Below are 24051 nucleotides of genomic sequence, written 5' to 3' on the forward strand. Positions count from 1 at the left end.
AGTATTTGAAGCTATACACACCACACAACGACAAAATGACTACACACAATCAGGAGTTTTTAAAAAATGATAATTAACAATAAGTTATCGTTCAACAAGAAAACCGCACTCAGTATTGCTATTACAGGCATATTGGCAAGCGGCCACGTTGCAGCTCAAGGCGCTGAAGGCGACACACCGACAGTAGTAGATAAAGATGTTGAGGTTATCGCAGTAACGGGTATTCGCAGCAGCTTACGTTCATCAATGTTAGATAAAAAAGCATCTAATGTTGTAACCGATGGGATTAAAGCAGAAGATCTTGGTAAATTTCCTGATTTAAACGTAGCAGAGTCTCTGCAACGTATTACAGGTGTAGCCATTGACCGTAGTGGCGGNCGGTGAAGGGCAAGCAGTAACAATTCGTGGTTTTGGCCCACAATTTAACACGGTACTTGTAAATGGTCGTCAAATTGCGACTGACAGTGCAGGGCGTGAATTTAATTTTGATGTATTAGCGGCAGATCAAATCACCGGCGCTGATATTTATAAAAGTAACAGTGCAACGCTTCAAGAAGGCGGCATTGGTGGTACGGTTAACGTAACCACAGCTCGTCCATTCGATTTTGGTGGCTTACATGTGATTGGTTCAGTAAAAGGCATGTACGAAAGCCTTTCTGAAGAAGTATCGCCATCGGCTTCATTTTTAGTAAGTAATACGTTTAACGACGACAAGCTCGGTGTGCTTTTTGCCATCACTAACCAACAACGTAAGCTGCAAAACAACCAAATTTTAACGGCTGGTTGGCGCGGTGGACAAACTATTTCAAATCCACAAGACGGCGTATTGTACGACAATGCATACATCCCACGTAACTGGGACCAAGTTGTAGATGAGCAAGACCGTGAACGTACTAATGCAAGCTTAGTATTACAATATGCACCGTCTGACGATATTACTATTACCGTAGATGGTTTAATTTCTAAATTTGAAGTGGACTCATCAGTACGCGATTTAGCTTCTTGGTTTGAACCAGACCGTGTAGGTAGCGCAACAATCGATCCAGAAACGGGCACCTTGCTTACCTTTACGCAAGAGGTGGGTTTAGGTAACGCCAGTGGCAACCCTGCAACCGACTTTGTATCACACACACGTAACTCGCGTGATGTAACTAACAAAGCATTTGGTATTAACGTTGACTGGCAAGTAAACGAGTCATTAAAAGCAAAATTTGACGTATCTCGCTCAACAGCTGAAAACGACCGTGCTGGCAATGACCGCTTTAACGTAGTGGGTATTATTAACAGCTACAGCTTTGACGGCACCGGTAGCGTTCCTACCGTACAGCATGATGGTTTTGAAAATGGCTCGCTGCCAGATGCAAGCCTTGCGCGTCTTCACTACAACGAAATTGGTAACCAGTTTACTGATGAAGATGAAATTACCGAAATCAAAGCCGATTTTGAATATGTACCAGATAAAGGCCCAGTTGATCGCATTAACTTTGGTGCTTATCGTCAAGAACGTGAAAAATCAAGCTTCCAAATTTTTGGTAGCCAATGTCAATTTTGTGGTTACGGCACTGAAGCACCACTTGATGAAATTGATTTTGAAGCTTACTCAGCAAGTAACTACTTCCCAGGTTTAATTGATACATTTTATAGCTACGACGGCGATAAAATGCTTGATTACCTTGCTGACCAAGGTTTCCCTGTAGAGCCAACACTACAAAATAACCGTTACACAATTAACGAAGATATCACTAGCCTTTACATGGACTTTACCATTGGTTTTGACCTAGCTGATATGCCAGTAACGGTTAACATGGGTGCACGTTACTCAGAAACTGATATTGAAGTAGCGGCTGTACAAAGCTTTATCAGCGACGTTATTCCTACCTCTGATGCCACTTTATTCCAAAACGTATTTGGCCCGGCAACAGACATTCAAGAAGGGACGAGCTACTCAAACTTACTTCCTTCTTTTAACGTTAAGCTTGAACTGCAAGACAACATGATTTTACGCTTTGCAGCGTACGACAGTATTACTCGTCCTACTATGTCACAGTTATCACCTGCGACCACGTTTAACGAGCCTCGTCGTCAAAACTTAACAGCAAGTGGTGGTAACCCTGCACTTAAGCCATTCCAATCTGAAAACTGGGATATCTCTTACGAGTGGTACTACAACGACGCTAACTTATTTAGCTTTGCCGTATTTAGTAAAGAAGTGGATGACTTTATTGTTACCCTAACCGGCGACGAAACATACGACATGACTGACCGTACAGGCCCTGATTTTGCGTGTACAACCTGTACTGACCAAACCGATGCCGAACTTAACGGTAGCTCAGAAGTTTACACTGTAAGTCGCCCGCAAAATGGCGAGTCTGCAACGGTAACGGGTTACGAAATCGGTGTAACTCATATGTTTGAAAACGGCTTTGGTTTTATTGCTAATGCCACGGTAGTAGATAGCGATATTAGTGTTGATGGCGATACAAGCCAAACATTTGCGCTTGAAGGGTTAGGTGATTCACAAAACTTAGTGCTGTTTTACGAGCAAGATAACTGGCAAGCACGTGTTGCATTTAACAACCGTGAGGGCTTTTTACGCTTAGTTGATAACGGCTTTAACGGCGAACCAGTGAACGTAGAAACGTACGGTCAATGGGATATTAGTGCAAGCTACGATATCAACGAAAACTTCACTATTTTTGCCGAAGGCATCAACATTACTGAAGAAGAGCTAGTGCAAACGGGCCGTTTTGCTAATCAAATCTACTCTGTAGAAGATAATGGCTCACGTTACGCGTTTGGTATTCGCGGTACGTTTTAATTGATAGCAGAGGCAGCGATTGCCTCTTAGTTTTCATTGCAGTGCATTATAAGTACTGTTACTAATAAAGTTAGTAGCTAATTTGCACAAAATGAGACTAATTTAAACAAATGCCCGAAAGGGCATTTGTTGTCTAACCGGTTATCAATAAAGTACTCAAAGAGTAGTCCGTTATGAATAAAGCAATAAAAACAATCGCCGTAATTGGTGGCGGCACAGCAGGATGGCTGAGCGCTGCAATTATCGCTTCGTATCACCAAGGTAATAAGGGTGATGGCTTAAAAGTGATGTTGGTAGAATCATCTGATATTCCAACAATTGGTGTAGGTGAAGGTACCTGGCCCACTATGAAAAACACGCTTCAGCAAATTGGTTTGCGAGAAGTGGATGTATTTAAAGCTTGTAATGCCACCTTTAAACAAGGCGGTAAATTTGTAAACTGGACGCATGGCAACAACGATTTTTACTACCATCCCTTTACGGTACCGCTAGGCTACGGCCGTATAGATTTAGCCCCCTATTTAGATAATGTTGAAAACTTTGCTCAGCAAACTAATTTTCAGCACGATATTTGCGAAGCAAACCTAGCGCCGAGAGGCATTGCGCAAGGCGAGTATCAAGCAAATTGTAATTACGCATACCATTTAGATGCCGGTGCCTTTGCTGAGCTATTAAAGCAACATTGTAAGAGCAAACTAGGCATTGAGCATATTATTGGCACCGTTGATCAGGTAAAGCTTGATGAAAGCGGGGCTATAGACACCCTTACCTTAACCGATCAAACCCGCACCATAAACGCTGATTTATACATAGACTGCACGGGTTTTTCATCGCTGTTACTAGGCCAAGCCCTTAACGTGCCATTTAAAAAAATGGATCACGTATTATTTAACGACAGCGCCCTAGCTATGCAAGTCCCCTACGATGAAGGTGATGAGTCACTGGCCAGTCATACCATTGCCACCGCACAAAATGCTGGGTGGATTTGGGATATAGGCCTAACGCATCGCCGTGGTGTAGGGCATGTATATTCAAGCAAGTTTTTATCAGATGAAGAAGCCGAGCAAAACTTACGAAACTATTTAGGTGATGCCGCTAAAGGCTTAACTGCCCGAAAAATAAGTTTTGAGTCAGGCTATCGCGAAAAATTTTGGCACAAAAACTGTGTTGCAGTGGGGATGTCGGCAGGNCCAGCCGATACCCAAGTAATGCCCATTGTTGCAAAGCGCTTTAATGAGCAAATGGATTATCGCTGGCAGCGTATTATCGATTTTTTAAAACTACATTACATGTTAACTAAGCGCCCAGAGCCTTATTGGCAAGCGCACGTACAACCGCAAAGCATTCCGCAAAGTTTACAAGAAGATTTACTGCTTTGGGGGACGCGTGGCCCTCTTATTCAAGATTTTCATGGCGCATTAGAGCTATTTCCTGCCGCCAGTTACCAGTATGTTTTATACGGTATGGGCTTTAAGCCCGACTTTACTAAGCAAGCGTATTTGTACTCAAACGATGCGCAAGCAAATCAAATAATTGAACGTAACAGCCAGCTTACACAGCAGATGTTGCAAACGTTGCCGCCTCACCGTGCTTATATTGAGCAGTGGCNTGCGGCTAACCCAGTTTAAGGATGTGTAACTATGGCAATTAGTGAACTATCAAATACTCAGCACCAAGCAATAAAAATTAACCCTAATGCGGGTGTTGAATACGCAAAAACACAGCATTTAGTCAATCTGCGTGCAAACGAAGTAGCAAAAGCAGCCTGCGATTTACCTATTTTTTTAGCGCGTAACGCACACAACGGCAGCTATACCATTTCGGGCTTAACCAGCTTTAGTGCTCAGCAAAGTTTATTTGTGAGTAACAATCAATGGCAAGCGCTGTACACGCCTGTGTGCATGCAAACCCAGCCGCTTTATTTACTCACTCGTGAGGCAAATAGCAGTGATTACTTTATTGCTATTGATGAGCAAAGCTCAGCCGTTAATACCCAGCAAGGCGAGCCGCTATTTGATGCCAAAGGCAACCCAAGCCTGTATTTAAGTGCGCAGCAAAAGCTACTAGAAAGCGATTTAAAAAATGATTACCAAACGTATCAATTTACCCAAGAAATTGCCCGCTTAGGGCTTATTAAAAACATAGATATTGTTTTGCAGTTTGAACAAGGCGAGGCGCAAACTATTCAAGGTTTGAGCACTGTTGATGAAGATAAACTGCAAACTTTAGACAGCGATACCATTGCCAATTTACACAAACAAGGTTACCTGAGCGTACTTAACAGCATGCTTATTTCGTTGTTTCAGTTAAATGCGTTAGTAAAGCGTCACAACCAGCATCCTGAACTTATGCCATTAAAGCAAATTAAGTTAGAACTAAGTCGAGATGCACACGCACTGTAAGGTGCAATTTATTAATTAGCCTTTATAGGTTAATACGTTCACATAGACAGACATTGCGTTTAACGCGCTGGAGACACACACATGTCAGACAACATTTTGCAGTTGGTGGTTTTTTTCTTTGTAACCGCTTTAATTGGTGGACTTACATATTGGAAGTGCCGAGGCCAAAACCGTAATAGTGGTGATAATCAAACAAAAGAGTATTTTTTAGCGGGCGGTGGCCTTACTTGGATGTTTGTAGCAGGCTCAATTACGCTCACAAATTTAAGTACCGACCAGCTGGTGGGCATGAATGGCAATCAAATGGCCCTGCTTGTGTGGTGGGAATTGGCGGCTATTTTAGGGCTTATTATTTTAGCCAAAGTATTTATTCCTGTGTATTACAAGTACAACTGTACAACCACCACGGAGCTGTTAGAAAAACGCTACAACAACAAGCACATTCGCGCTGTTATTGGTGGCTTATTCTTTTTAGGTAACGCGCTAATTTACATGCCTGCGGTTATTTATTCTGGTGCGCTATTTATGCAAACCATGTTTAAAGTTGATATTCCGCTAATGTACATAGCGACCGCATTTGCTTTAGTAGGCGCTATTTATGCATTTTTTGGGGGCTTACGTGCGGTTGCCGTATCCGATACCTACAATGGTTTATTAGTGTTAGGTATGGCAATACTGGTCGTATTTTTAGCGCTTAACGCGATTGATTACGACTTTAGCGGTATTCCACAAGAGCGCTTAACATTAATTGGTGACGCTGACTCGCCAATCCCTTGGCCTACGCTTTTAACCGGTATGATCTTTATTCAAATGTATTACTGGGGTACTAACCAAACCATTACCCAGCGTGCAATGGCTGCGCCAAACGTTAAAGAAGCACAAAAAGGGATATTTGCAGCAGCAGGTATTCGCTTTTTAATTGTACCGGCGATTGTGGTGCTACCGGGTATTATTTCGTACAAATTGTATGGCGACATTGGCGATGCAGCTTATGGTCGAATTGTAGGTGATGTAATGCCTGCATGGTTAACGGGTGTGTTTGCCGCAGCAATGGCGGCGGCAGTGCTTTCTACTTATAACAGCTTATTAAACTCGGCTACGGCACTTTACGTGTGTGATATTCACGAAGCTTACTTTAATAAAGAGCCAAGTGTAGTAAAGCTAAGTGGCTACGTTACGTTGTTACTTACTAGTTTAACACTTGTGCTTGTGCCAATTTATCAGCAAGCTGACAGCATTATTAATTTACTACAACAGTTAAACGGCTTGTTAAGTATGCCTATATTCTCAATTTTTGTAGTGGGCTTATTGTTTAAAAATGTGGATGCACGTGCAGGTATTGCCGCGGTAATTTTAGGCGTTGTTATGTATGGCATGCTGACGTTTGAAAATTCGCCGCTACATACTGAACTACACTATATTCACTTAATGCCAATTACACTTATTGTATGTGTAGCCTTTGCATTAATCGTTAATAAAGTAGTGTTTGGTTTAAATGCACAGTGGGCAGGTAAAACACCTGCTATTGAAGATACGCCACCAGTGCACGCACCAAAATAACCAGTAGTAAAAAGTTAAGTCACTTTTTATTAGCTAGTTAACACATTACTAAATCGGCCTAAGGTAACTTAGGCCGATTTTTATTTATTCAATTAACCGACACTGTAGATAACACCCATGGGCAATAATACTTAATCATTTTGCGGGGCTAAACGTGTGACTACCTGCTGGGGTTTTACAGACTACCCCAGGCTAAAAGCCCACTAAATATAATATTGCTCAAGGTGGTATTAAATTTTTTAACCGCTGTTCAAGTTAATGACTGGTATAGCCAGTAATAATATTGGCTAAATTACACCGTAAACACTATCTAAAAGTAATTTGTATGATATATACTATTATTTTAAAATCACTGACTGCAATTTGATGCAGTAAGCGGCGAGTAAGCACACATATAATGTACTCGCGTATTAAACTCATCTTCATTAAAGAGGACAGGAGAATCATGGCTGATATTAAACCATTCTTTCGATTAGACAGCGCAAACAGCACCGTTATTTTCGACTGCCAGAGCAAAACCCCAGCGTTACTTTATTTTGGTAAGCGCCTATCTGAGCAAACAACTGAAACAATGCTAACTCAGCTTGCGACTCGTCAGGAAGTAAAATGTGCCGTGGTTGAAGAAGCACCTATTTCTCTTTCTCCGCTATTAGGTGAAGGCTTTACAGGCGCGCCAGGGCTAGAGCTGTCAAACGATACCATAGCTTGGTCAGTTGGGCCTGCTCTTCAAGATGTTCGTCAGCCAACCCCTTCTAGTTTAGAGTTTGTAAGTGTTGATGAGCTGCGTGGTATTGAAGTAGTGCACAGCATCACACTTGATAGCAACACCGATGTGCTAAGTGCGCATACCGTATTAACTAATTTAAGTGATGCACCGCTAAGCGTTAATTTTTGCGCCGCACCCACGTTCCAACTACCCGATAGCATGAGTAAACTAGTGAGCTTTGAAGGACGTTGGTCTAACGAATTTCAACGCCAATCGGTTGATTTAGTATTAGGCAGCTTTGTTCGCGAAAACCGCAAAGGTAAAACATCGCACGACGTATTCCCTGGTTTATTAGTTCATAGCGAAGGCGCAGGCGAGCAACAAGGCGAGTGTTATGGCTTTCATTTAGGCTGGAGCGGTAACAACAAGCTACGCGCTGAGCTACTACCAGAAGGGCGCCGCTATGTGCAAATGGGTGAGTTATTATTACCGGGCGAGCTAACCCTTGCTAAAGGCCAAACGTATCAAAGCCCAAGTATTTATGGCTCGTTTTCGAGCGATGGCTTTAGTGCGTTGTCGCGTAATTTTCATCGTTTTGTTAAAGCTAACTTACTTAGCCAGGCGCAGCGCGAAAAAACACGCCCAGTACATTACAACACGTGGGAAGGTATTTACTTCGATCACGATGTAGACACGCTAAAGCAGTTAGCCGATAAAGTAGCGCCATTAGGGATTGAGCGTTTTGTACTGGACGATGGTTGGTTTAAAGGTCGCCGAGGTGATTATGCAGGCCTAGGTGATTGGACCGTAGATTACGAAATTTACCCTGACGGCCTATCGCCAGTGATTGACCATGTAAACAGCTTAGGCATGGAGTTTGGTATTTGGTTTGAACCTGAAATGGTAAACCCAGATAGTGACTTATACCGCGCTCATCCTGATTGGGTATTAGGCTCAGAAAATAACGAGCAACTTAGCTTTAGAAACCAGCTAGTGCTTGATTTAACGCGCACTGAGGTTGTTGAATACCTATACAAAGCGATTGATGACATTTTAGTTGAATACCCAACAATTAAGTACATTAAATGGGATATGAACCGCGATATAAACCACGCGGGTAACTTCTCAGGCAAGCCTGCGGTGCATCAGCAAACACTGGCACTGTATCGCTTAATCGACCGCATTAAAGCGGCGCACCCTGGCCTTGAAATAGAAAGCTGCTCTTCAGGTGGTGCCCGTGTAGATTATGGTGTGCTTGCACACACAGACCGTGTATGGACGTCAGATTCTAACGATGCACTTGACCGTCTTGAAATTCAACGCGGCTGTTCGTTCTTCTTCCCATCGTCGGTTATGGGTGCACACGTAGGCCCTCGTGATTGTCATATCACAGGTCGTAATGTCAGTATTGAAATGCGTGCTGCGGTATCTATGTTTGGCCACATGGGTATTGAAATGGACCCACGCGAGCTGACCGATCACGAATACAATGCGCTTAAAGCGGCTATTGCGCTGCACAAAGAGCACCGTGAATTTATTCATGCTGCCGATTTGTACCGCCTCGATAGCGACGATTTATCAATTAACTTTGGTTTAATCGACGAGCAAAAATCAAAAGCGTTATTTGCGTATAACAGTGTACGCGAAACACCGCGCACTGCGCCTAATAAGCTTCGTTTTGTTGGTTTAGATGCAGATACGCAGTACACACTTAATTTAGTGTGGCCTGTTAAATTTGAAGAATACCGACCTTCGTCTATTGCCGCTGTTAACGGGCAAACTTTTACGGGTGAAGCGTTGATGGAATTTGGCCTACAAATGCCAATTTCATTCCCGCAAACATCGCTTATTTTTGAGCTTAACAAAGCTTAAAATATAGCAAGCAGTAAAAAGGGAGCTAATTAGCTCCCTTTTTTAATAATGTTTTTTAAGCTATTAGTCGAGTTTAGACTCAATCAGCTCAAGCGCTTCTTCTAAAATAGTTTCTACTGCTTTTTTAGCGCGCTCTGGGTTGCGCGATTTAATCGTATCTAAAATATCAGCATGCTTTGCAACGTCGGCCCCTGGCACACCTTTAATGTGGTTGGTGTAACGAATACTTACGCGCAGCGCGGTGCTAATAAATTCAGTGAGCTGTACAAAAAAGCGGTTATTACTAGCTACTAAAATACTGGTATGAAAGGCAATATCGGCTTCAAGCGGATCGTCTAAGCCTTGGTCTGCATCGGCCATGCGGGCAAGTGCGTTGTCTATTTCAGCAAGTTGTTCGGCGCTGGCATTTTCAGCTGCTAGGGCAGCGGCTTGTGGCTCAAGTGCGACACGTACTTGCGTAAACTCTTTTAATAAAGAAAGCGACGGTTTACTGCTTAAAATCCAGCGCAGTACATCTGTGTCAAACATATTCCAGCTACTTTCTGGCAGTACGCGGATCCCTTGCTTAGGGCGAGAAGATATTAAGCCCTTAGCAGAGAGCATTTTTACAGCTTCGCGTGTTGCACTGCGGCTCACATCGTATTTTACGCATAGGTCAGCTTCTGAGGGCAGGCCTTCGTTAACAGGGTAAACGCCACGCACAATTGCAAAGCCTAAATCATGGGTTAATTGTTGTGTTAAATTTTGACGAGGTTGGCTTTTCATTGAGCGTTATCCGAATGAGTTATTGCTTTATTATATATCATATATCATATTAATGTACGAAAGGATATGTTATAAACTTTGTTAAAGGCAAGTATTTTAACACAGCTGTAACAGTAATCCTCTTTAGCAAATAATTATAAATATTGAGAGGGGCAGTCTGTATTATGGAGAAACGCATTTGAATAATCACGCTCACTACCCCAGTATTTCTGGCAAAGTTGTTTTTATTACCGGGGGTGCTTCAGGCATTGGCCGTGCAATGGTAAAGGCGTTTGCCGCTCAAGCTGCCAAAATTGCCTTTATAGATATTAATAACGAGGCTGCCCAATCTCTTATAGCCTCACTGCCTAACGCCAAATTGTGGTTTAGACAGGTTGATGTAACCGACTCAAATGCTTTACAGCAATCTTTGGTAGATGCATGTGCTGAACTAGGCGCTATTAATGTACTGGTAAACAATGTAGCCAACGACCGCCGCCAAGCCAGTGAAGACGTTACAGTACAAGATTGGGATCAATGCCTACAAATTAACTTAAATCCGGCGTTTTTTGCCTCGCAAGTCGCTATGTCTTTTATGAAAAGCGAAGGCGCGGGGAGTATTATTAATTTTAGCTCTATCAATGCCATCATGGGGCAGCCNCGGGTTACGTAACGGCAAAGGCCGGTTTAATCGGCATGACTAAAGCACTAGCACGCGATTATGGTGAATTTGGTATTCGGGTGAATGCTATTTTACCGGGTTGGGTTGCCACCGACCGCCAATTAGCCAGTTGGTTTACCGAGCAAGAGCAAGTGAAGTGGATGGAAGCCATGGCACTTAAAAAGTTAGTAACCCCTGAAGATGTAGCTAATTTGGCACTTTTTTTAGCTGCCGACGAAAGCAGTATGATCACCGGTCAAGGTATTAAAATTGACGGTGGGAGGCTCTAAGTTGCAGCACTTAAACCTTTTTATAGCCGTAGATTGGGGCACGAGTCATTTACGCGCCTATTTATGCAGCGTAAATACCACAGGGCAGTTAACTTTAATTGCTCAGCGCGACGGCCCAGGTGTGATTAGAGATAAACAAAACTTTGAACATACTTTAATTGGTGTCGTTGCACCATGGACCAGCGAATACGGCGTTTTACCTATTTATATGGCAGGGCAAATCACCTCAAGTATTGGCTGGAAAGAAACCCCTTATTTAGCGTGCCCCATAAACCCCGAAAGCCTACTTAGTGGCGCAATTAATTTTGATTGTGCAGGTAACAAAGTCAGTGCTTTGCCTGGTACAAAATGCACATTACAAAACAATTTATTTGATGTAATGCGCGGCGAAGAGCTGCAAATATTAGGTTTTTTAAAACAAAACCCGGCCTATCAGCACGGCAACGTACTCATTTGTTTACCCGGTACCCATACTAAATGGGTACTGTTAAAAGATGGCCAAATCATCTGTTTTAAAACCGCAATGACCGGCGAATTATACGACTTGCTATGTCATCAGAGTGTACTTATTCCTAACGACTGTGAAGCGGGGGAGTTTGATTGGCATGCATTTGAGCAAGGCTGTGAACTCACGTTAGGCAGTGACAGCGGTAATTTGGCGCACGGTATTTTTAGTGTTCGTACGCGCCAGCTTTCAAAAGAGTTAACACCAGTGCAAGCCAAGGCATACTTGTCGGGCGTGCTTATTGGTAGTGATGTACGCGCTGCACGCCATGCCAGTGAATGGCAATTGGTGAATAATTCTAAAGTGGTGGTTATTGGCACAGAGCAACTAAATACCTGCTTTACCCATGCGTTAAATTGCATTGGTGTGCAATGTGTAGAGTTTGACGTGAAAGAGGCTACGTTAAGTGGTTTTAACTACTTATTTAATAGTAATAAAACCAAGCAAATATAAAAAAGCCCCCAATATTGATTGTGCAATTATTGGGGGCTAGTTCTTAAATTAAGTAAGGGCTAAAGCTGCTGTTAAGCTGTTTTAGCCGCTAGGCTTTGCGTAATATAATGATTAAGCGTTGCCACTTGTGCTTCATTAAAGCGCAGCCCTAGTTTGCTTCTGCGCCATAAAATATTGTAAGCGTTACCCGCCCATTCTTCATTTAGTAAGTAATCAACTTCTGCTGCAAATAAGCCATGACCAAAGTCTTGGCCTAAATCACTGAGCTGGGTTGCACTGCCTAAAATTAGTTTTGCACGAGTCCCGTAGGTACGTACAAAGCGTTTAAGAGTGATTTCTGGTAACCAACTATAAGCCGCTTTAAGCTCATTGGTCAGCGCTTCTACCGAGCTAAAATCGCCACCGGGTAAGGCGCTGTGTTTGGTCCATGCTTCACTCATTTGTGGGTAAAATTCTTCAAGCTTATTCACTGCAGCTTCGGCAAGTTTACGGTAGGTGGTAATTTTGCCACCAAACACACTTAACAGTGGTGTGTGTTTGCCTTCACTTGAAAGCTCTAACTTGTAATCACGCGTTACTTTTTGTGCATTCACTGATTCGTCATCAAGCAGTGGGCGCACACCCGAAAAGGTATGTACTATGTCTTCGCGTTTAATGTGGTTTTTAAAGTAGCTGTTAGTAATATCGATTAAGTAATCGATTTCTTCATCACTAATTTTTACATCTTGCGCTGCGCCTTTGTGTTCAACATCGGTGGTGCCTACTAGCGAGTAGTCATCTTCAAACGGTATAACAAACACAATGCGCTGATCTTTATTTTGTAAAATGTAGGCTTGTTTTTCATCGTGAATACGCGGCACCACAATATGGCTGCCTTTAACAAGGCGAATATTTTGTGGTGACTTTTCTATCAGTGCTTCGTCAAATAATTTTGCAACCCAGGGGCCTGCTGCATTAACAATACCTTTGGCTTTAATAGTCTGTTGCGCCTTAGTTTGTTGTTGCTCAAGCGTTACTTGCCATTGGTTATCGATGCGTTTTGCACTTACACACTTGGTTTGCGTAGCAATGGTTGCGCCTTTGTTTTTGGCTGCTAAGGCGTTTAAAATTACCAAACGTGAATCATCAACCCAGCCATCTGAGTATTCAAACCCTTTTGTAATTGAAGGTTCTAATACGCTGTTTTCACCAAATTTAATGCCACGCGAGCCAGAAAGTGTTTCGCGCTTAGCTAGGTTGTCGTACATAAATAAGCCAATGCGGATCATCCATGCAGGGCGTAGGTGCGATTGATGCGGTAGCCTAAAGGTGAGCGGCCACATAATATGCGGGGCATTTTTAAGCAGCACTTCGCGCTCAGCCAAGGCTTCTTTTACCAATCTAAATTCGTAATGTTCAAGGTAGCGTAAACCGCCGTGGATCAGCTTAGAACTATTTGAAGACGTTGCACTGGCAAGGTCTGATTGTTCACACAATAGAACTTTTAATCCTCTGCCTGCTGCATCAGCTGCTATTCCAGTGCCGTTTACACCGCCACCGACGACGAGTAGGTCGTATTCGTTATCTGCTAATTCCACCGAGCTAACCTTTTTATTTGTAATATAAATAAGACATATAGCATCATAAAGCTGCGGCTCTTATTTGACAATAGATAACCGCGCTTTTTGCTTGTTAATTTTTAATCCTGATCTTTTTAAAACATACAGCGTACAACGCGCCATTTAAGCGCTGTTGCCGGTGTTTTGTAAGCCGCTAATTTTAATTAGCGGCTGGGNCACTAGAGAGACAAACTTGCGCTACACAGTGCTGCCACTTTGCGTATAAATCGTTACGTTCGTCAGCGCTCATTGTTGGCTCAAAGCGACGGTCGCAGGTCCACATTTTTGCTAATTGCTCAGTTGACTCATACACACCGGTTTGTAAGCCTGCTAAGTATGCTACGCCTAAAGAGGTGGTTTCGGTCACTGTTGGGCGCTCTACCGTTGCGCCTAAAATGTTTGATAAAAAGGTCAGTACCCAGTTATTTTTAACCATACCGCCATCTACCCGTAACACGCTTGGGCGTAAGCCATCACGCTCCATTGCTTTTTGTAAGTCTTTGGTTTGATACCCAACCGATTGCAGCGCAGCAGCAACAATGGTGCTAATGCCCGAGTCGCGAGTTAAACCTAAAATAGCGCCACGTGCATTTGGGTCCCAGTAGGGCGCGCCTAAACCTGTAAACGAAGGCACTAAAAATACCCCATGATCAAGCGGTACATCTTTTACTAACGATTCGCTCTCTCCGGCATGGCTTAATAGTTTTAAGCCTTCAACAATCCACTGCATCGTGGCGCCTGCCATAAAAATGCTGCCTTCAATGGCGTATGTTGGTTTGCCATTTAGCCTATAAGCCACCGTGGTTAGTAAGCGGTTTTCAGAGGTAAGCGCTTTTTCGCCGGTATTCAGCATTAAAAAACAGCCCGTACCGTAAGTACTTTTTGCCATACCTTGCTCAAAACATGCGTGGCCAACAAGGGCTGCTTGCTGATCGCCGGCAATACCACATACGCGTATTGGTGCGCCAAAAATCTCATCGCTGGTTGAGCCAAACTCGTCGGCTGAGTCCATCACTTGGGGCAGCATAGATTCAGGAATTTCGAATAAATCGAGTAGCTCTTGATCCCATTGCTGAGTATGAATATTAAATAACATAGTGCGTGATGCATTGGTGGCGTCGGTGCGGTGCTCTTTACCACCGGTTAACTGCCATAGTAAGTAGGTATCAACGGTACCAAACGCCAGTTCACCTGCAAGGGCTTGTTCGCGTGCGCCTTCAACGTTGTCTAAAATCCAGCGTACTTTAGTGGCCGAAAAATACGGGTCTAGCAGTAAGCCGGTTTTATCGCTTATGGTTTGGCAAAGCTCGTCAGTGCTTAGGCTTTCGCAGTAATCGCTGGTGCGGCGGTCTTGCCACACAATGGCGTTATAAATAGGTTTGCCGGTTTTTTTGTTCCACACTAAAGTGGTTTCACGTTGGTTGGTGATACCAATGGCAATAATTTCTTCAGGCTTAACGTTTTTATCTGCTAATACTTCGCGGCTGGTACTTAGCACGGTTTGCCAAATATCGTTAGGGTCGTGTTCTACCCAACCATTTTGTGGAAAATGCTGCGAAAATTCTTGTTGTGCTGAGCCAAAAACGTCTGCATCTTTTGTAAACAAGATGGCCCGAGAGCTTGTGGTTCCTTGATCAATTGAGAGTATGTATTTTGACATGATATTTGTGTTATTTATCTTATCTTATATATGACTAGATTGCCTTTAACTTACATTAATGGCAATGATTTTTTCTTAAAATAGCCGTTTAAAAAATAAGCACGCTGTTTTTATTTGCTAACTCTTTTAAATAACAGGTGTTTTATAGCAGCATTATTTTAAGTGCGTATGCGGCTAAATATAAAAATAGCCGCCAAAGTTTGTGTTACTTGGTGCGCGGTTTAGCTTGTTGCCAATCCATACCAGTAGAAAAACGATTATCAAACCCATGCCATGCTGGCAGTGGCTTACCATTAACCACAGCTTGGTCGCCATTTTGTGGTAAGTCTAGGTATTCACATTGGCTGGTAATGCCTTTTACGTGGCAGTCCATCATAGCAAGTACAAAGTGTTTGTTGGTCTCGTTTAAGGTGCGCATTGACCTCGATGGCTCGTAGTAATGGCCTATATCTAATTCGCTGCTACGTTTGGCAATAGCAGGAGCAGGGTGCGGCGCAATATTATGGCGCGCATTTTTGTAAGTAAGCAGGTACTTGTCGGGGCTGCCCGTTTGGTTATATAGGTTTTTAATGCCTTCATAACCGGATATATCATCTAAGCTACCCGCGATATAAAGCGAAGGCACTTTAATGTTTTGCATAGCACTGGCATTAAATAAGTTATGTTGCCCGCCCCAAGGCGCAAAGGCCACCATAGCTTTAATACGTGTATCTACTTGTGGGTTTTTATATTGCCCACCCGCGCAGCTATTTAGTAATTGCTGCACTTGTTTTATTTGTGCAGGGTCTTTCATACCGGTAAACATTGCAGTAGTTTTCTCATTAAAGTCATAACAGCCACCAACTGTATTAACCGCGCCAAAACCACCCATAGAGTAACCAATTATGCCTGCTTTTTTGTTATCCACTTGCTTGCTGGCAAAGTTGCTCTGTTCGTTAAAGTAGTTAAGTACAAATTGTTGATCGCGTGATCGGTTAATAAGGGTACTAAAAAAGCCCGAAAACGGCGCATTTTTAAAATCAACATCTGCATTGGTTGAGTCGGTATGATCTATGGCTGCCACAATGTACCCATGCGATGCTAAATGTTCGCCCAAGTAATACATAATTGTACGATAGCCGGTATAACCGTGTGAGAGCACAATAACAGGGTAGTGCTCCTTGTTATTAATGGCTACATCGCGCATGGCATCGGCTTGTAAGGTAAACGTTTTACCTGTACGGGTTATGTCGCTGTAGCTGGTTAAGGGTGCGTTTGCACTGTTTGTTGCCGGGTACCACACTTCTACTTTTAAAGGACGATCTTTTTTTCCTTGGGTTGCAGGATCAAATTGTGCGGGATTTATTAAATCAAGCGTTTGTACGCCAACGCTGTAACTACCTTTAGCAGCAAGCTCAGGAAGTACTTCGCTGGTTAAAGGTGGGTAGAGTTGCTCAGGCGTTTTTTGATCTGCAAAAACAGTACTTGCTGTTAAGCAGCCCGTTGCTAGCAGCAAGGCTTTTGAAAGCGCCTTCAATGTGTGTGTGGTTGTCATTGTGTATCCTTGTTGTGTGTATTTTTTATTATTAATCTAGCTGATGGGCTTCAACGCTATCGCTGTATTTAAGCTGCCACTGCGCCCGAAGCGTATCCATTATGTGCATTACCCGCAGGCTTGTGCTGAGCGGTAATACATTGCTTTGTGTTTGTTGTTGTAAAATACATTCGCTAACGTGAGCAATTTCAAATTTAAAGTTTTCATCGTCATTAAAGCTAAAATCAAACTGCTGCACTTGTTGTGCGTTTAAATGAAGCTCTAGCGACTGTGCACCAACAAATTCAGCAATGCGAATATACCCGTGCTCCCCTAAAATACAGGCTTCGGTAGGGCCATTTTGTTGTAACGCGCTACTAAGCTGCGCAAATTGCCCTTGGCCGTAATTTATAAGGGTTACACTGCGCTCATCTACGCCGGTCGTGCTTTTATGTACTAATGATTTAATTTGTTCAGGGGCTTTATTAAATACCACATCGGCAATCGATATAGGGTAAATACCTAAATCAAGCAATGCGCCACCTGCAGTCGCAGGGTTCATTAAACGGTGTGAGTCAGCAAAGTTGCCCGCTAGGCTAAAGTTGGCATTAACACTGTGTACTTTGCCTATTACGCCCTCGCTTAATAACTGCTGCAGTTTTACTATGGCAGGTAAAAAGCGCATCCATACACCTTCCATTAAAAAGCAGTTTTGTTGCTCGGCTAACTGGCTAAGGGTTGTGAGTTGCTGTGCATTAACAGTAATGGGCTTTTCGCTGAGTACATGCTTATCGTGCACTAAGCATTGCGCAATAGTTTTAAAGTGTTGCTCGTGGGTATTAGCAATATATATGGCGTCAATGTGTGGGCATTGCATAAGGGCCTGGTAGCTCTCATAGCCTTTAACTGAATAGTGTGTGGCAAATTCTTTTGCGCGTTGCTCGCTGGTCGATGCAGCGCCAATAAGCTGTGCATTAGCGCAATGCGCAATGCTTTTAGCAAAGGTGTGAGCAATATTGCCACACCCAATAATACCCCAATTAACCTTTGCCATGCTTATTCCTTAATGATGTTTAAAAAGACGTAATTTGTAATCCTGAACCTGCTGAACATACGTAAATGTCGGCATTTAAATTAAAACGTTCAAAGTAGTGCTGCTCAACCGCTGCTTTAATAAGTGGTACTTCTGCATCACGGCATAAACACACAATAGCACCGCCAAAACCGCCGCCGGTCATACGTACTGCACCGCGTTCGCCCATCGCTTCTTTACAAATTTCTACTAGGCCGTCGGTTGCTGGCACGGTTACTTCAAAGTAATGCTTAAGCGATTGGTGCGATGCCGCCATTAGCTCGCGCAGCGTATCAATGTCGTTATTTTGCAGCGCTTTAGTTGCTGCAATTACACGCTCGTTTTCGCTAATTACATGGTGTGCACGTTTGTATTCGTTTTCGCTTAGTGCATCTTTAGTTGCTTCAAGCGTGTCCATGGTGGCTTTACGAAGCGTGGCTACATTCATTTTTGCAGCTGCTTGCTCACAGTCAACACGACGTTGGTTGTACTCGCTATCTACCAATTTACGTGGGTAGTTAGAGTTAACAATAACAATGTTTAAATCATCGGGTACTTTTACTGATTCAGTCGCTAGGTTTTCACAGTCAATTAAAAGCGCATGGCCGTTTTCGCCTTTTGCCGAAATAAGCTGATCCATAATGCCCGATTGGCAATGCATAAAGTCGTTTTCGGCTTCTTGGCCTAGTAAGGCAATTTTTTCTTCGCTTAAGCCAAGCTGTGCAATATGGTTAAACATACCACCAATGGCCACTTCTAATGCCGCCGATGACGATAAACCACTGCCTTGCGGTAAGTTACTGTCAATAAGTAAATCGGCGCCGCGTAAAGTATGGCCCGCGCGCTTTAAAACAAATGACACGGCACGGATATAGTTACCCCATTGCGATTGCCCTTCGCTGATGTCTTCATCAACACTAAAGCTGTCTTTTTCGCCTGGGTAATTTAACGAATGCACGGTAATGATGTTGTCGTCGCGCTCTTTAAACATAACTTGAGTACGAAACTCTAACGAGCACGGAAATACAAAGCCGTCGTTGTAATCGGTAAATTCGCCAATTAGGTTTACACGCCCAGGTGCTGCAGCAATACCTTGAGCAGGCGCACCGTACAGTGATAAAAATTGTTGTTGAAAATCGTTAAGCGTCATCTGTGTGTCCTGCTGTTTTTTTGTAGTGTGTGGTACTGGCTGCTTGTAAAATAGAGGCAGCTGTTTCTGCGCTTAAATCGCGCTGGCTTTCGCCTAGCATTTCGTAGCCAACCATGTGTTTTTTAACGGTGGCAGAGCGAAGTAGCGGCGGGTAAAAATGGGCATGTAAGCGCCAATGTTGCTCATCTGAGCCACGATTAGCCGGTGCATTGTGCCATCCCATAGAATACGGGAAGCTACAATTAAATACGTTGTCGTATTTAGTGGTTAATACTTTAAGCGCTTGTGCTAGGGCGTCTGTTTGCGCATCGTTTAGCTGGCTAAAGTTTTGAATGTTATCTTTAGTTACAAGCAGTGTTTCAAACGGCCACGCTGCCCAAAATGGCACCACAACAAGCCAGTGCTCGTTTTCAAATACGACGCGGGTTTTATCTGCTTGCTCTTTTTGCACGTAATCGGCAAGCATCGCGCTGCCATGCTTTTTAAAATAGGCAAGCTGCTGGGTATCTTCGGCTTCTATTTCGGTTGATAAGTGCGAATGCGCCCATACTTGGCCGTGTGGATGAGGTTGCGAGCAACCCATGATCTCGCCTTTATTTTCAAACACCTGAACACATTCATAGTGTTGTGCAAGTTCTGTGTAGTTGTCTTTCCAGGTTTTTACTACTTCGTGTAGGGCATCGTGCTCAAGCTCTGGCAGTGTTTTGTTATGCTCTGGCGAAAAACAAATTACACGGCATTCGCCGCTTGCTTCATCAGCAATAAATAAATCGCTGTCTGAGTCCAAGCTTTGCGATTGCTCGCTCTCATTAGGGGTAAGTGCGCCAAAGTCATTTCTAAATACATGGGTGTATTTGTAATCTGGGTTGCTGTCGCCATTTGCACGGGTGTTGCTTGGGCAAAGTGGGCAACTTTCATCGTGTTTTGGTAGTACGCTTTCGTTTACTGCTTCTGTAGCGCCTAACCACGGGCGGTTATTACGATGCGGTGATACTAATACCCAGCGTCCCGTTAGCGGGTTTTTACGTCTGTGAGTACTTTCTAATAAAGCCATGTTAACTCTCCAACCCACTTGGGTAATTAGTTTGCCAGCGCCATGTGTCGTTAGTCATGTCGCTCAGTGTTAGTTCTGCGTGCCAGTTAAGGGTGGTTTGCGCTTTTGTGGCATCGGCGTAATTACAGGCAATATCGCCTGCTCGGCGCGGTGCACTTTTATAAGGAATATCTTTATTGGCTGATGCGCCAAATGCTTTGATCATATCAAGCACCGAATACCCTTGGCCTGTGCCTAAGTTGTAAGCATGAAAGGCGGTATCTGTTTTGTGTTGCATAAAGGCCGCTACATGGCCTTTAGCTAAATCTAAAACGTGAATATAGTCGCGCACGCCGGTGCCATCTTTGGTGTCGTAGTCGTCACCAAAAATATTAACCACTTCGCGTTTACCTACCGCAGTTTGAGCAATAAACGGCATTAAGTTATTTGGGATACCATTTGGGCTTTCGCCTAATAAGCCGCTTGGGTGTGCACCAACAGGGTTAAAGTAGCGAAGAGCAATGCCCATAAATTGGCTGTTAGCATTGCATACGTCTTGCATGGCTTGTTCAACCATCACTTTAGTCCAACCATATGGGTTAGTAGCGCGTATAGAGTGTTTTTCATCAATAGGTAGGTAGTCTGGCTCGCCGTACACAGTGGCCGATGAGCTAAATATAATATGGTTAACGCCTACCTCTTGCATGTTTTGTAGCATGCTTAATGTACCCGACACATTGTTTTGGTAATAACGCAGTGGTTGCTCGGTTGATTCACCTACCGCTTTAAGTGCTGCAAAGTGAAATACGGCCTCAGCTTGGCTGTGTTTAAGGGCAAGTTTAAATTGCTGCTCGTCTTGAATGTCACCTAAAATAAACTCAAAACGGGTGCCGGTAATTTTTTCGAGTTGATCAAGCACACGGGGGCTTGCGTTAGATAAGTTGTCGTAAATAACTGGGGTAATGCCTGCCTCATGAAGGGCAATACATGTGTGGCTACCTATATAACCCATACCGCCTGTAACTAAAACTTTCATGTGTTTTCTCGAAAAGTGTATTTATATGATAAATACTACTATTAAGGTAATTTAAAAACAATAGTTATGATTGCCCGTTATTTCAAATAAACGCTTAAAATTCACCCAAGCAAAGGCACAATGGCTATACCTACTTAATAAGGGCGCATAGGTTTATCAATTAATTCTATAAACTGATTCTACTGAGCCACTAATTATTAGTCGCTAAAAGTGGTGGTACTATTAATAAATAGCAGCTAGCTAATGTGTGTGTAATTTGTCGTTAATGCAATGGCCAAAGTCTTAATATAAAAAGGAACGTTCAACATGAAAAAAACAATTTTATTAACCGGTGCCACCGACGGTATTGGCCTAGAGACCGCTAAAATGTTGTTAGCGCAAGGGCATACTGTATTATTACATGGCCGCAACCAGGACAAGTTAAATACTGTACAAGCAAGCTTAAACGCTGATTACCCGCAAGCAAGCACAGCCACCTACATTGCCGATTTAAGCGATATGGCGCAAGTAAACACCTTGGCTCAGTCAGTGTTAGCCGACTTACAAAACGCGAATAAAATACTTGATGTAGTTATTAATAACGCCGGTGTTTATAAATTGGCAAATATCACGACTGTAAATGGGCTAGATGCACGGTTTGCAGTTAATACGTTAGCGCCTTATTTACTTACTAAAGCGTTACTGCCTGTAATGAACACGCAATCACGTGTGGTTAACGTGTCATCGGCTGCACAAACCAGCGTTAACTTTGACTCGTTAGTGGGCAAAAAGCCACTATCAGATAGCGCAGCCTACGCGCAAAGCAAATTGGCTATTACTATGTGGTCGCGTCACTTAGGTTTAGCACTTAAAGGCAGCGGGCCATTAGTTGTTGCGGTAAACCCTAAGTCGTTACTAGGTAGTAAAATGGTAAAAGATGCCTACGGGCTTGCTGGTGGCGACTTAAAACTAGGCGCTGATATTTTTTGCCGCGCCGCATTAAGTGACGAATTTAAAGATGCCACTGGCCTTTATTTCGATAACGATGCAGAGCGCTTTGCACCGCCACATCCAGATGCGCTCAACCCTGCTAAAAATCAGCAGTTAGTTGATACGTTAGATAGCCTGCTTGCTCAGCTAAATGCTGATAGCTAGTAGCAAAATAACGCGAAAAGATTTTACTCATGCCTTATAAGGCCTAGTTGTTTTTTATAAAGCCGATATGTGCTTTAAATGTTTTACCCTTTGTTGATCGTCAAAGAGTTCACCTAACGGTGAACTCTTTTTTTTTGCGTACAACATTACTCTTGTTGTAAACGCTCGTACAACCAATCTTTTAATTCTGAACGCTCATGTTTCAGTTGATTCATTTGCTCATCGCTAATGGGCGCATCTTTAAGCTCTAAAACACGAATCTCTTTATCTAGCTTGTCGTATTTATCTGCCTTTTTAGCAAATTCTGTGTCGCTTTTATTTAGCTCTGCAATGGTATTTAGGTACTGTGGAAAGTCATTGGTAAGTGAGTGGTCTTCGCCTAACATATTCGCTCCTTAGTAGGATAAATGAGTTACTTAAGTGAATTACTACCTTTTCATATATTACTCTGGGGCTTAGACAATAATAAATCAACCATAGCTAGCTTAAATTGATATAGCGCAGCGACTGGGTAGCATTTTGTTTAATGCCTACTTTTAAACAGTGATGGAGTGATTTTTAAACTCTATTATAAATATTATTTTGAAACTGATTGTATGTTTAGCCTTATTATCATTTGTAAAGGGTGTGTCTACAATGAAGCTTCATTACATAATTACTTATCGACAGATAACAGAGGCAATACCCATGAAAGCAATGACAATTAATAATTTTGGTGGCACTGAAGAGTTTGTAGCAGCTGAGGTTGCAAAACCACAAGTAACAGCAGGTAATGTATTAGTTCGTATTGCCGCAACAAGCGTAAATACAATTGATATGATGATTCGTCAAATGGGTGCTGACTTACCCTTTGCTCCAAAGCTACCGGGCATTTTAGGGATGGACTTTGCAGGCACCGTTGAAGCTGTTGGCGAAGGCGTAACAGACTTTGCAGTAGGTGATGAAGTATATGGTTGTGCTGGTGGCCTAGGCGATTTACCAGGTGCACTTGCTGAGTTTATTCTTGCTGATAAGCGCTTAATCGCTCACAAACCTAAAAACCTAAGCATGAAAGAAGCAGCCGCTATTCCACTTGTAGGTATTACAGCACTTGAAGGCTTAACACGTGCAAGTGTAAGTGCAGGCCAAAAAGTATTAGTACACGGCGGCGCAGGTGGTGTAGGCCATTTAGCAGTACAACTAGCTAAGCATTTTGGCGCTGATGTTTACTCAACTGGCGGTAACGCAGAGCAACTAGCACTAATAGAAAGCTTTGGCGCTACAGGCATTAACTTTAAAGATGAGACTGTAGAGCAATACGTTGAAAAGCACACAAATAATATTGGCTTTGACATGGTATTTGACACAGTAGGTGGTGGTAACCTTACTAACTCATTTGCTGCAGCAAAGCTAAATGCACAGGTATCTACAACGCTTTCTTTATTAGAAGTAGATTTAAGCCCAGTACACTTTAAAGGGTTATCGTTAAACGTAATCTTTATGCTTATTCCAATGATCCACGACTTTAACCGTCAAGACCACGGCGACAAACTGACTAAACTTGCGCAAATTGTTGAAGCAGGCGGTATGCGCCCAGTACTTGATGAGCAAGACTTTAGTTTAGAAGAAGCCGCTAAAGCGCATGACCGCTTAGCAAGTGGCCAAGCTATGGCCAAAGTTGTTATTTCTGTACAATAAATTATACCAATCCGCATAATTAAGTGATCTAATTTGAGGATGGAAAAGCGTGTTGATAGCAAGGCAAAAAATTCGCTATTTAGTTGCTCTAAATGAGAATTTTTTAACGTAGATAGCGACACGTTTAGCCCCTGAAAATGATTAAGTATTATTGCGGATTGGTATCA

General features: G+C 43.0%; 16 protein-coding genes and 2 pseudogenes. 9 read left to right on the top strand and 9 right to left on the bottom strand.

Annotated elements, in window-relative coordinates; all coding sequences use genetic code 11:
* The first annotated feature begins 66 nt into the window (after positions 1–66).
* From L650_RS0119540 to L650_RS0119560, 5 genes and pseudogenes are all read left to right on the top strand, one after another.
* Positions 67–2818 (top strand): annotated as a pseudogene (locus L650_RS0119540) (TonB-dependent receptor).
* A 173-nt stretch (positions 2819–2991) separates the two neighbouring features.
* Entirely contained in the window at positions 2992–4446 is a 1455-nt protein-coding gene (locus L650_RS0119545) for a tryptophan halogenase family protein (protein ID WP_029774125.1), read from the top strand.
* A 12-nt stretch (positions 4447–4458) separates the two neighbouring features.
* A complete protein-coding gene (locus tag L650_RS0119550) occupies positions 4459–5220 on the top strand; it encodes a SapC family protein (RefSeq protein ID WP_029774126.1) in 762 nt (253 codons plus the stop codon).
* A gap of 81 nt (positions 5221–5301) precedes the next feature.
* Positions 5302–6780, top strand: a complete 1479-nt coding sequence (locus tag L650_RS0119555; protein ID WP_024032020.1) for an SLC5 family protein — start codon at positions 5302–5304, stop codon at positions 6778–6780.
* 445 nt (positions 6781–7225) lie between these two features.
* Positions 7226–9358: an alpha-galactosidase gene (locus L650_RS0119560; RefSeq protein WP_029774127.1), complete on the top strand. Its 2133-nt coding sequence runs from the start codon at positions 7226–7228 to the stop codon at positions 9356–9358.
* 63 nt (positions 9359–9421) lie between these two features.
* Here L650_RS0119560 and L650_RS0119565 read toward each other — a convergent pair whose 3' ends face one another.
* Complete coding sequence (locus L650_RS0119565; protein WP_004588172.1) at positions 9422–10123, bottom strand: FadR/GntR family transcriptional regulator; 702 nt, start codon at positions 10121–10123, stop codon at positions 9422–9424.
* 178 nt (positions 10124–10301) lie between these two features.
* Here L650_RS0119565 and L650_RS0119570 point away from each other — a divergent pair.
* Both L650_RS0119570 and L650_RS0119575 read left to right on the top strand, forming a co-directional pair.
* Positions 10302–11053, top strand: a pseudogene (locus L650_RS0119570) (SDR family NAD(P)-dependent oxidoreductase).
* 1 nt (position 11054) lies between these two features.
* Positions 11055–12011, top strand: a complete 957-nt coding sequence (locus L650_RS0119575; protein WP_029774128.1) for a 2-dehydro-3-deoxygalactonokinase — start codon at positions 11055–11057, stop codon at positions 12009–12011.
* A 71-nt stretch (positions 12012–12082) separates the two neighbouring features.
* Here the strand turns inward: L650_RS0119575 and glpD are convergent, their stop codons facing one another.
* From glpD to galE, 7 genes are all read right to left on the bottom strand, one after another.
* Positions 12083–13588: a glycerol-3-phosphate dehydrogenase gene (gene glpD, locus L650_RS0119580; RefSeq protein WP_029774129.1), complete on the bottom strand. Its 1506-nt coding sequence runs from the start codon at positions 13586–13588 to the stop codon at positions 12083–12085.
* Positions 13589–13769: 181 nt separating this feature from the next.
* On the bottom strand, positions 13770–15269 hold the full coding sequence (gene glpK, locus L650_RS0119585) for a glycerol kinase GlpK (RefSeq protein WP_085065536.1): 1500 nt from the start codon (positions 15267–15269) through the stop codon (positions 13770–13772).
* A gap of 205 nt (positions 15270–15474) precedes the next feature.
* Positions 15475–16803, bottom strand: a complete 1329-nt coding sequence (locus L650_RS0119590; protein ID WP_029774131.1) for an alpha/beta hydrolase family protein — start codon at positions 16801–16803, stop codon at positions 15475–15477.
* A 31-nt stretch (positions 16804–16834) separates the two neighbouring features.
* Complete coding sequence (locus L650_RS0119595; protein ID WP_029774132.1) at positions 16835–17836, bottom strand: Gfo/Idh/MocA family protein; 1002 nt, start codon at positions 17834–17836, stop codon at positions 16835–16837.
* 19 nt (positions 17837–17855) lie between these two features.
* A complete protein-coding gene (gene galK / locus L650_RS0119600) occupies positions 17856–19004 on the bottom strand; it encodes a galactokinase (RefSeq protein ID WP_024032028.1) in 1149 nt (382 codons plus the stop codon).
* Positions 18994–20058 (bottom strand): UDP-glucose--hexose-1-phosphate uridylyltransferase, encoded by a 1065-nt coding sequence (locus L650_RS0119605; RefSeq protein WP_029774133.1) that lies wholly within the window; start codon positions 20056–20058, stop codon positions 18994–18996. Before L650_RS0119605 ends, galK begins: the two co-directional genes overlap by 11 nt.
* Position 20059: 1 nt before the next feature.
* A complete protein-coding gene (gene galE, locus L650_RS0119610) occupies positions 20060–21073 on the bottom strand; it encodes a UDP-glucose 4-epimerase GalE (RefSeq protein ID WP_029774134.1) in 1014 nt (337 codons plus the stop codon).
* Between the two features lie 306 nt (positions 21074–21379).
* Between galE and L650_RS0119615 the strand changes: the two genes are divergently transcribed.
* A complete protein-coding gene (locus tag L650_RS0119615) occupies positions 21380–22207 on the top strand; it encodes an SDR family NAD(P)-dependent oxidoreductase (protein ID WP_024032030.1) in 828 nt (275 codons plus the stop codon).
* Positions 22208–22353: 146 nt separating this feature from the next.
* Here L650_RS0119615 and L650_RS0119620 read toward each other — a convergent pair whose 3' ends face one another.
* Entirely contained in the window at positions 22354–22593 is a 240-nt protein-coding gene (locus tag L650_RS0119620) for a YdcH family protein (protein WP_004588182.1), read from the bottom strand.
* A gap of 301 nt (positions 22594–22894) precedes the next feature.
* Here L650_RS0119620 and L650_RS0119625 point away from each other — a divergent pair, with 301 nt between their 5' ends.
* Positions 22895–23884, top strand: coding sequence for a zinc-dependent alcohol dehydrogenase family protein (locus L650_RS0119625; protein WP_029774135.1), 990 nt, complete (start codon positions 22895–22897; stop codon positions 23882–23884).
* The last annotated feature ends 167 nt before the right edge of the window (positions 23885–24051 follow it).

This window comes from Pseudoalteromonas sp. TB51, assembly GCF_000498055.1.
GTDB lineage: Bacteria > Pseudomonadota > Gammaproteobacteria > Enterobacterales > Alteromonadaceae > Pseudoalteromonas > Pseudoalteromonas atlantica.

Bases quoted from the DNA above. Each gene is read 5' to 3' on its own strand.
- L650_RS0119550 (WP_029774126.1), top strand. From the start codon at position 4,459: ATGGCAATTAGTGAACTATCAAATACTCAGCACCAAGCAATAAAAATT.
- L650_RS0119555 (WP_024032020.1), top strand. From the start codon at position 5,302: ATGTCAGACAACATTTTGCAGTTGGTGGTTTTTTTCTTTGTAACCGCT.
- L650_RS0119560 (WP_029774127.1), top strand. From the start codon at position 7,226: ATGGCTGATATTAAACCATTCTTTCGATTAGACAGCGCAAACAGCACC.
- L650_RS0119565 (WP_004588172.1), bottom strand. From the start codon at position 10,123: ATGAAAAGCCAACCTCGTCAAAATTTAACACAACAATTAACCCATGAT.
- L650_RS0119590 (WP_029774131.1), bottom strand. From the start codon at position 16,803: ATGACAACCACACACACATTGAAGGCGCTTTCAAAAGCCTTGCTGCTA.
- L650_RS0119595 (WP_029774132.1), bottom strand. From the start codon at position 17,836: ATGGCAAAGGTTAATTGGGGTATTATTGGGTGTGGCAATATTGCTCAC.
- galK (WP_024032028.1), bottom strand. From the start codon at position 19,004: ATGACGCTTAACGATTTTCAACAACAATTTTTATCACTGTACGGTGCG.
- L650_RS0119605 (WP_029774133.1), bottom strand. From the start codon at position 20,058: ATGGCTTTATTAGAAAGTACTCACAGACGTAAAAACCCGCTAACGGGA.
- galE (WP_029774134.1), bottom strand. From the start codon at position 21,073: ATGAAAGTTTTAGTTACAGGCGGTATGGGTTATATAGGTAGCCACACA.
- L650_RS0119615 (WP_024032030.1), top strand. From the start codon at position 21,380: ATGAAAAAAACAATTTTATTAACCGGTGCCACCGACGGTATTGGCCTA.
- L650_RS0119620 (WP_004588182.1), bottom strand. From the start codon at position 22,593: ATGTTAGGCGAAGACCACTCACTTACCAATGACTTTCCACAGTACCTA.
- L650_RS0119625 (WP_029774135.1), top strand. From the start codon at position 22,895: ATGAAAGCAATGACAATTAATAATTTTGGTGGCACTGAAGAGTTTGTA.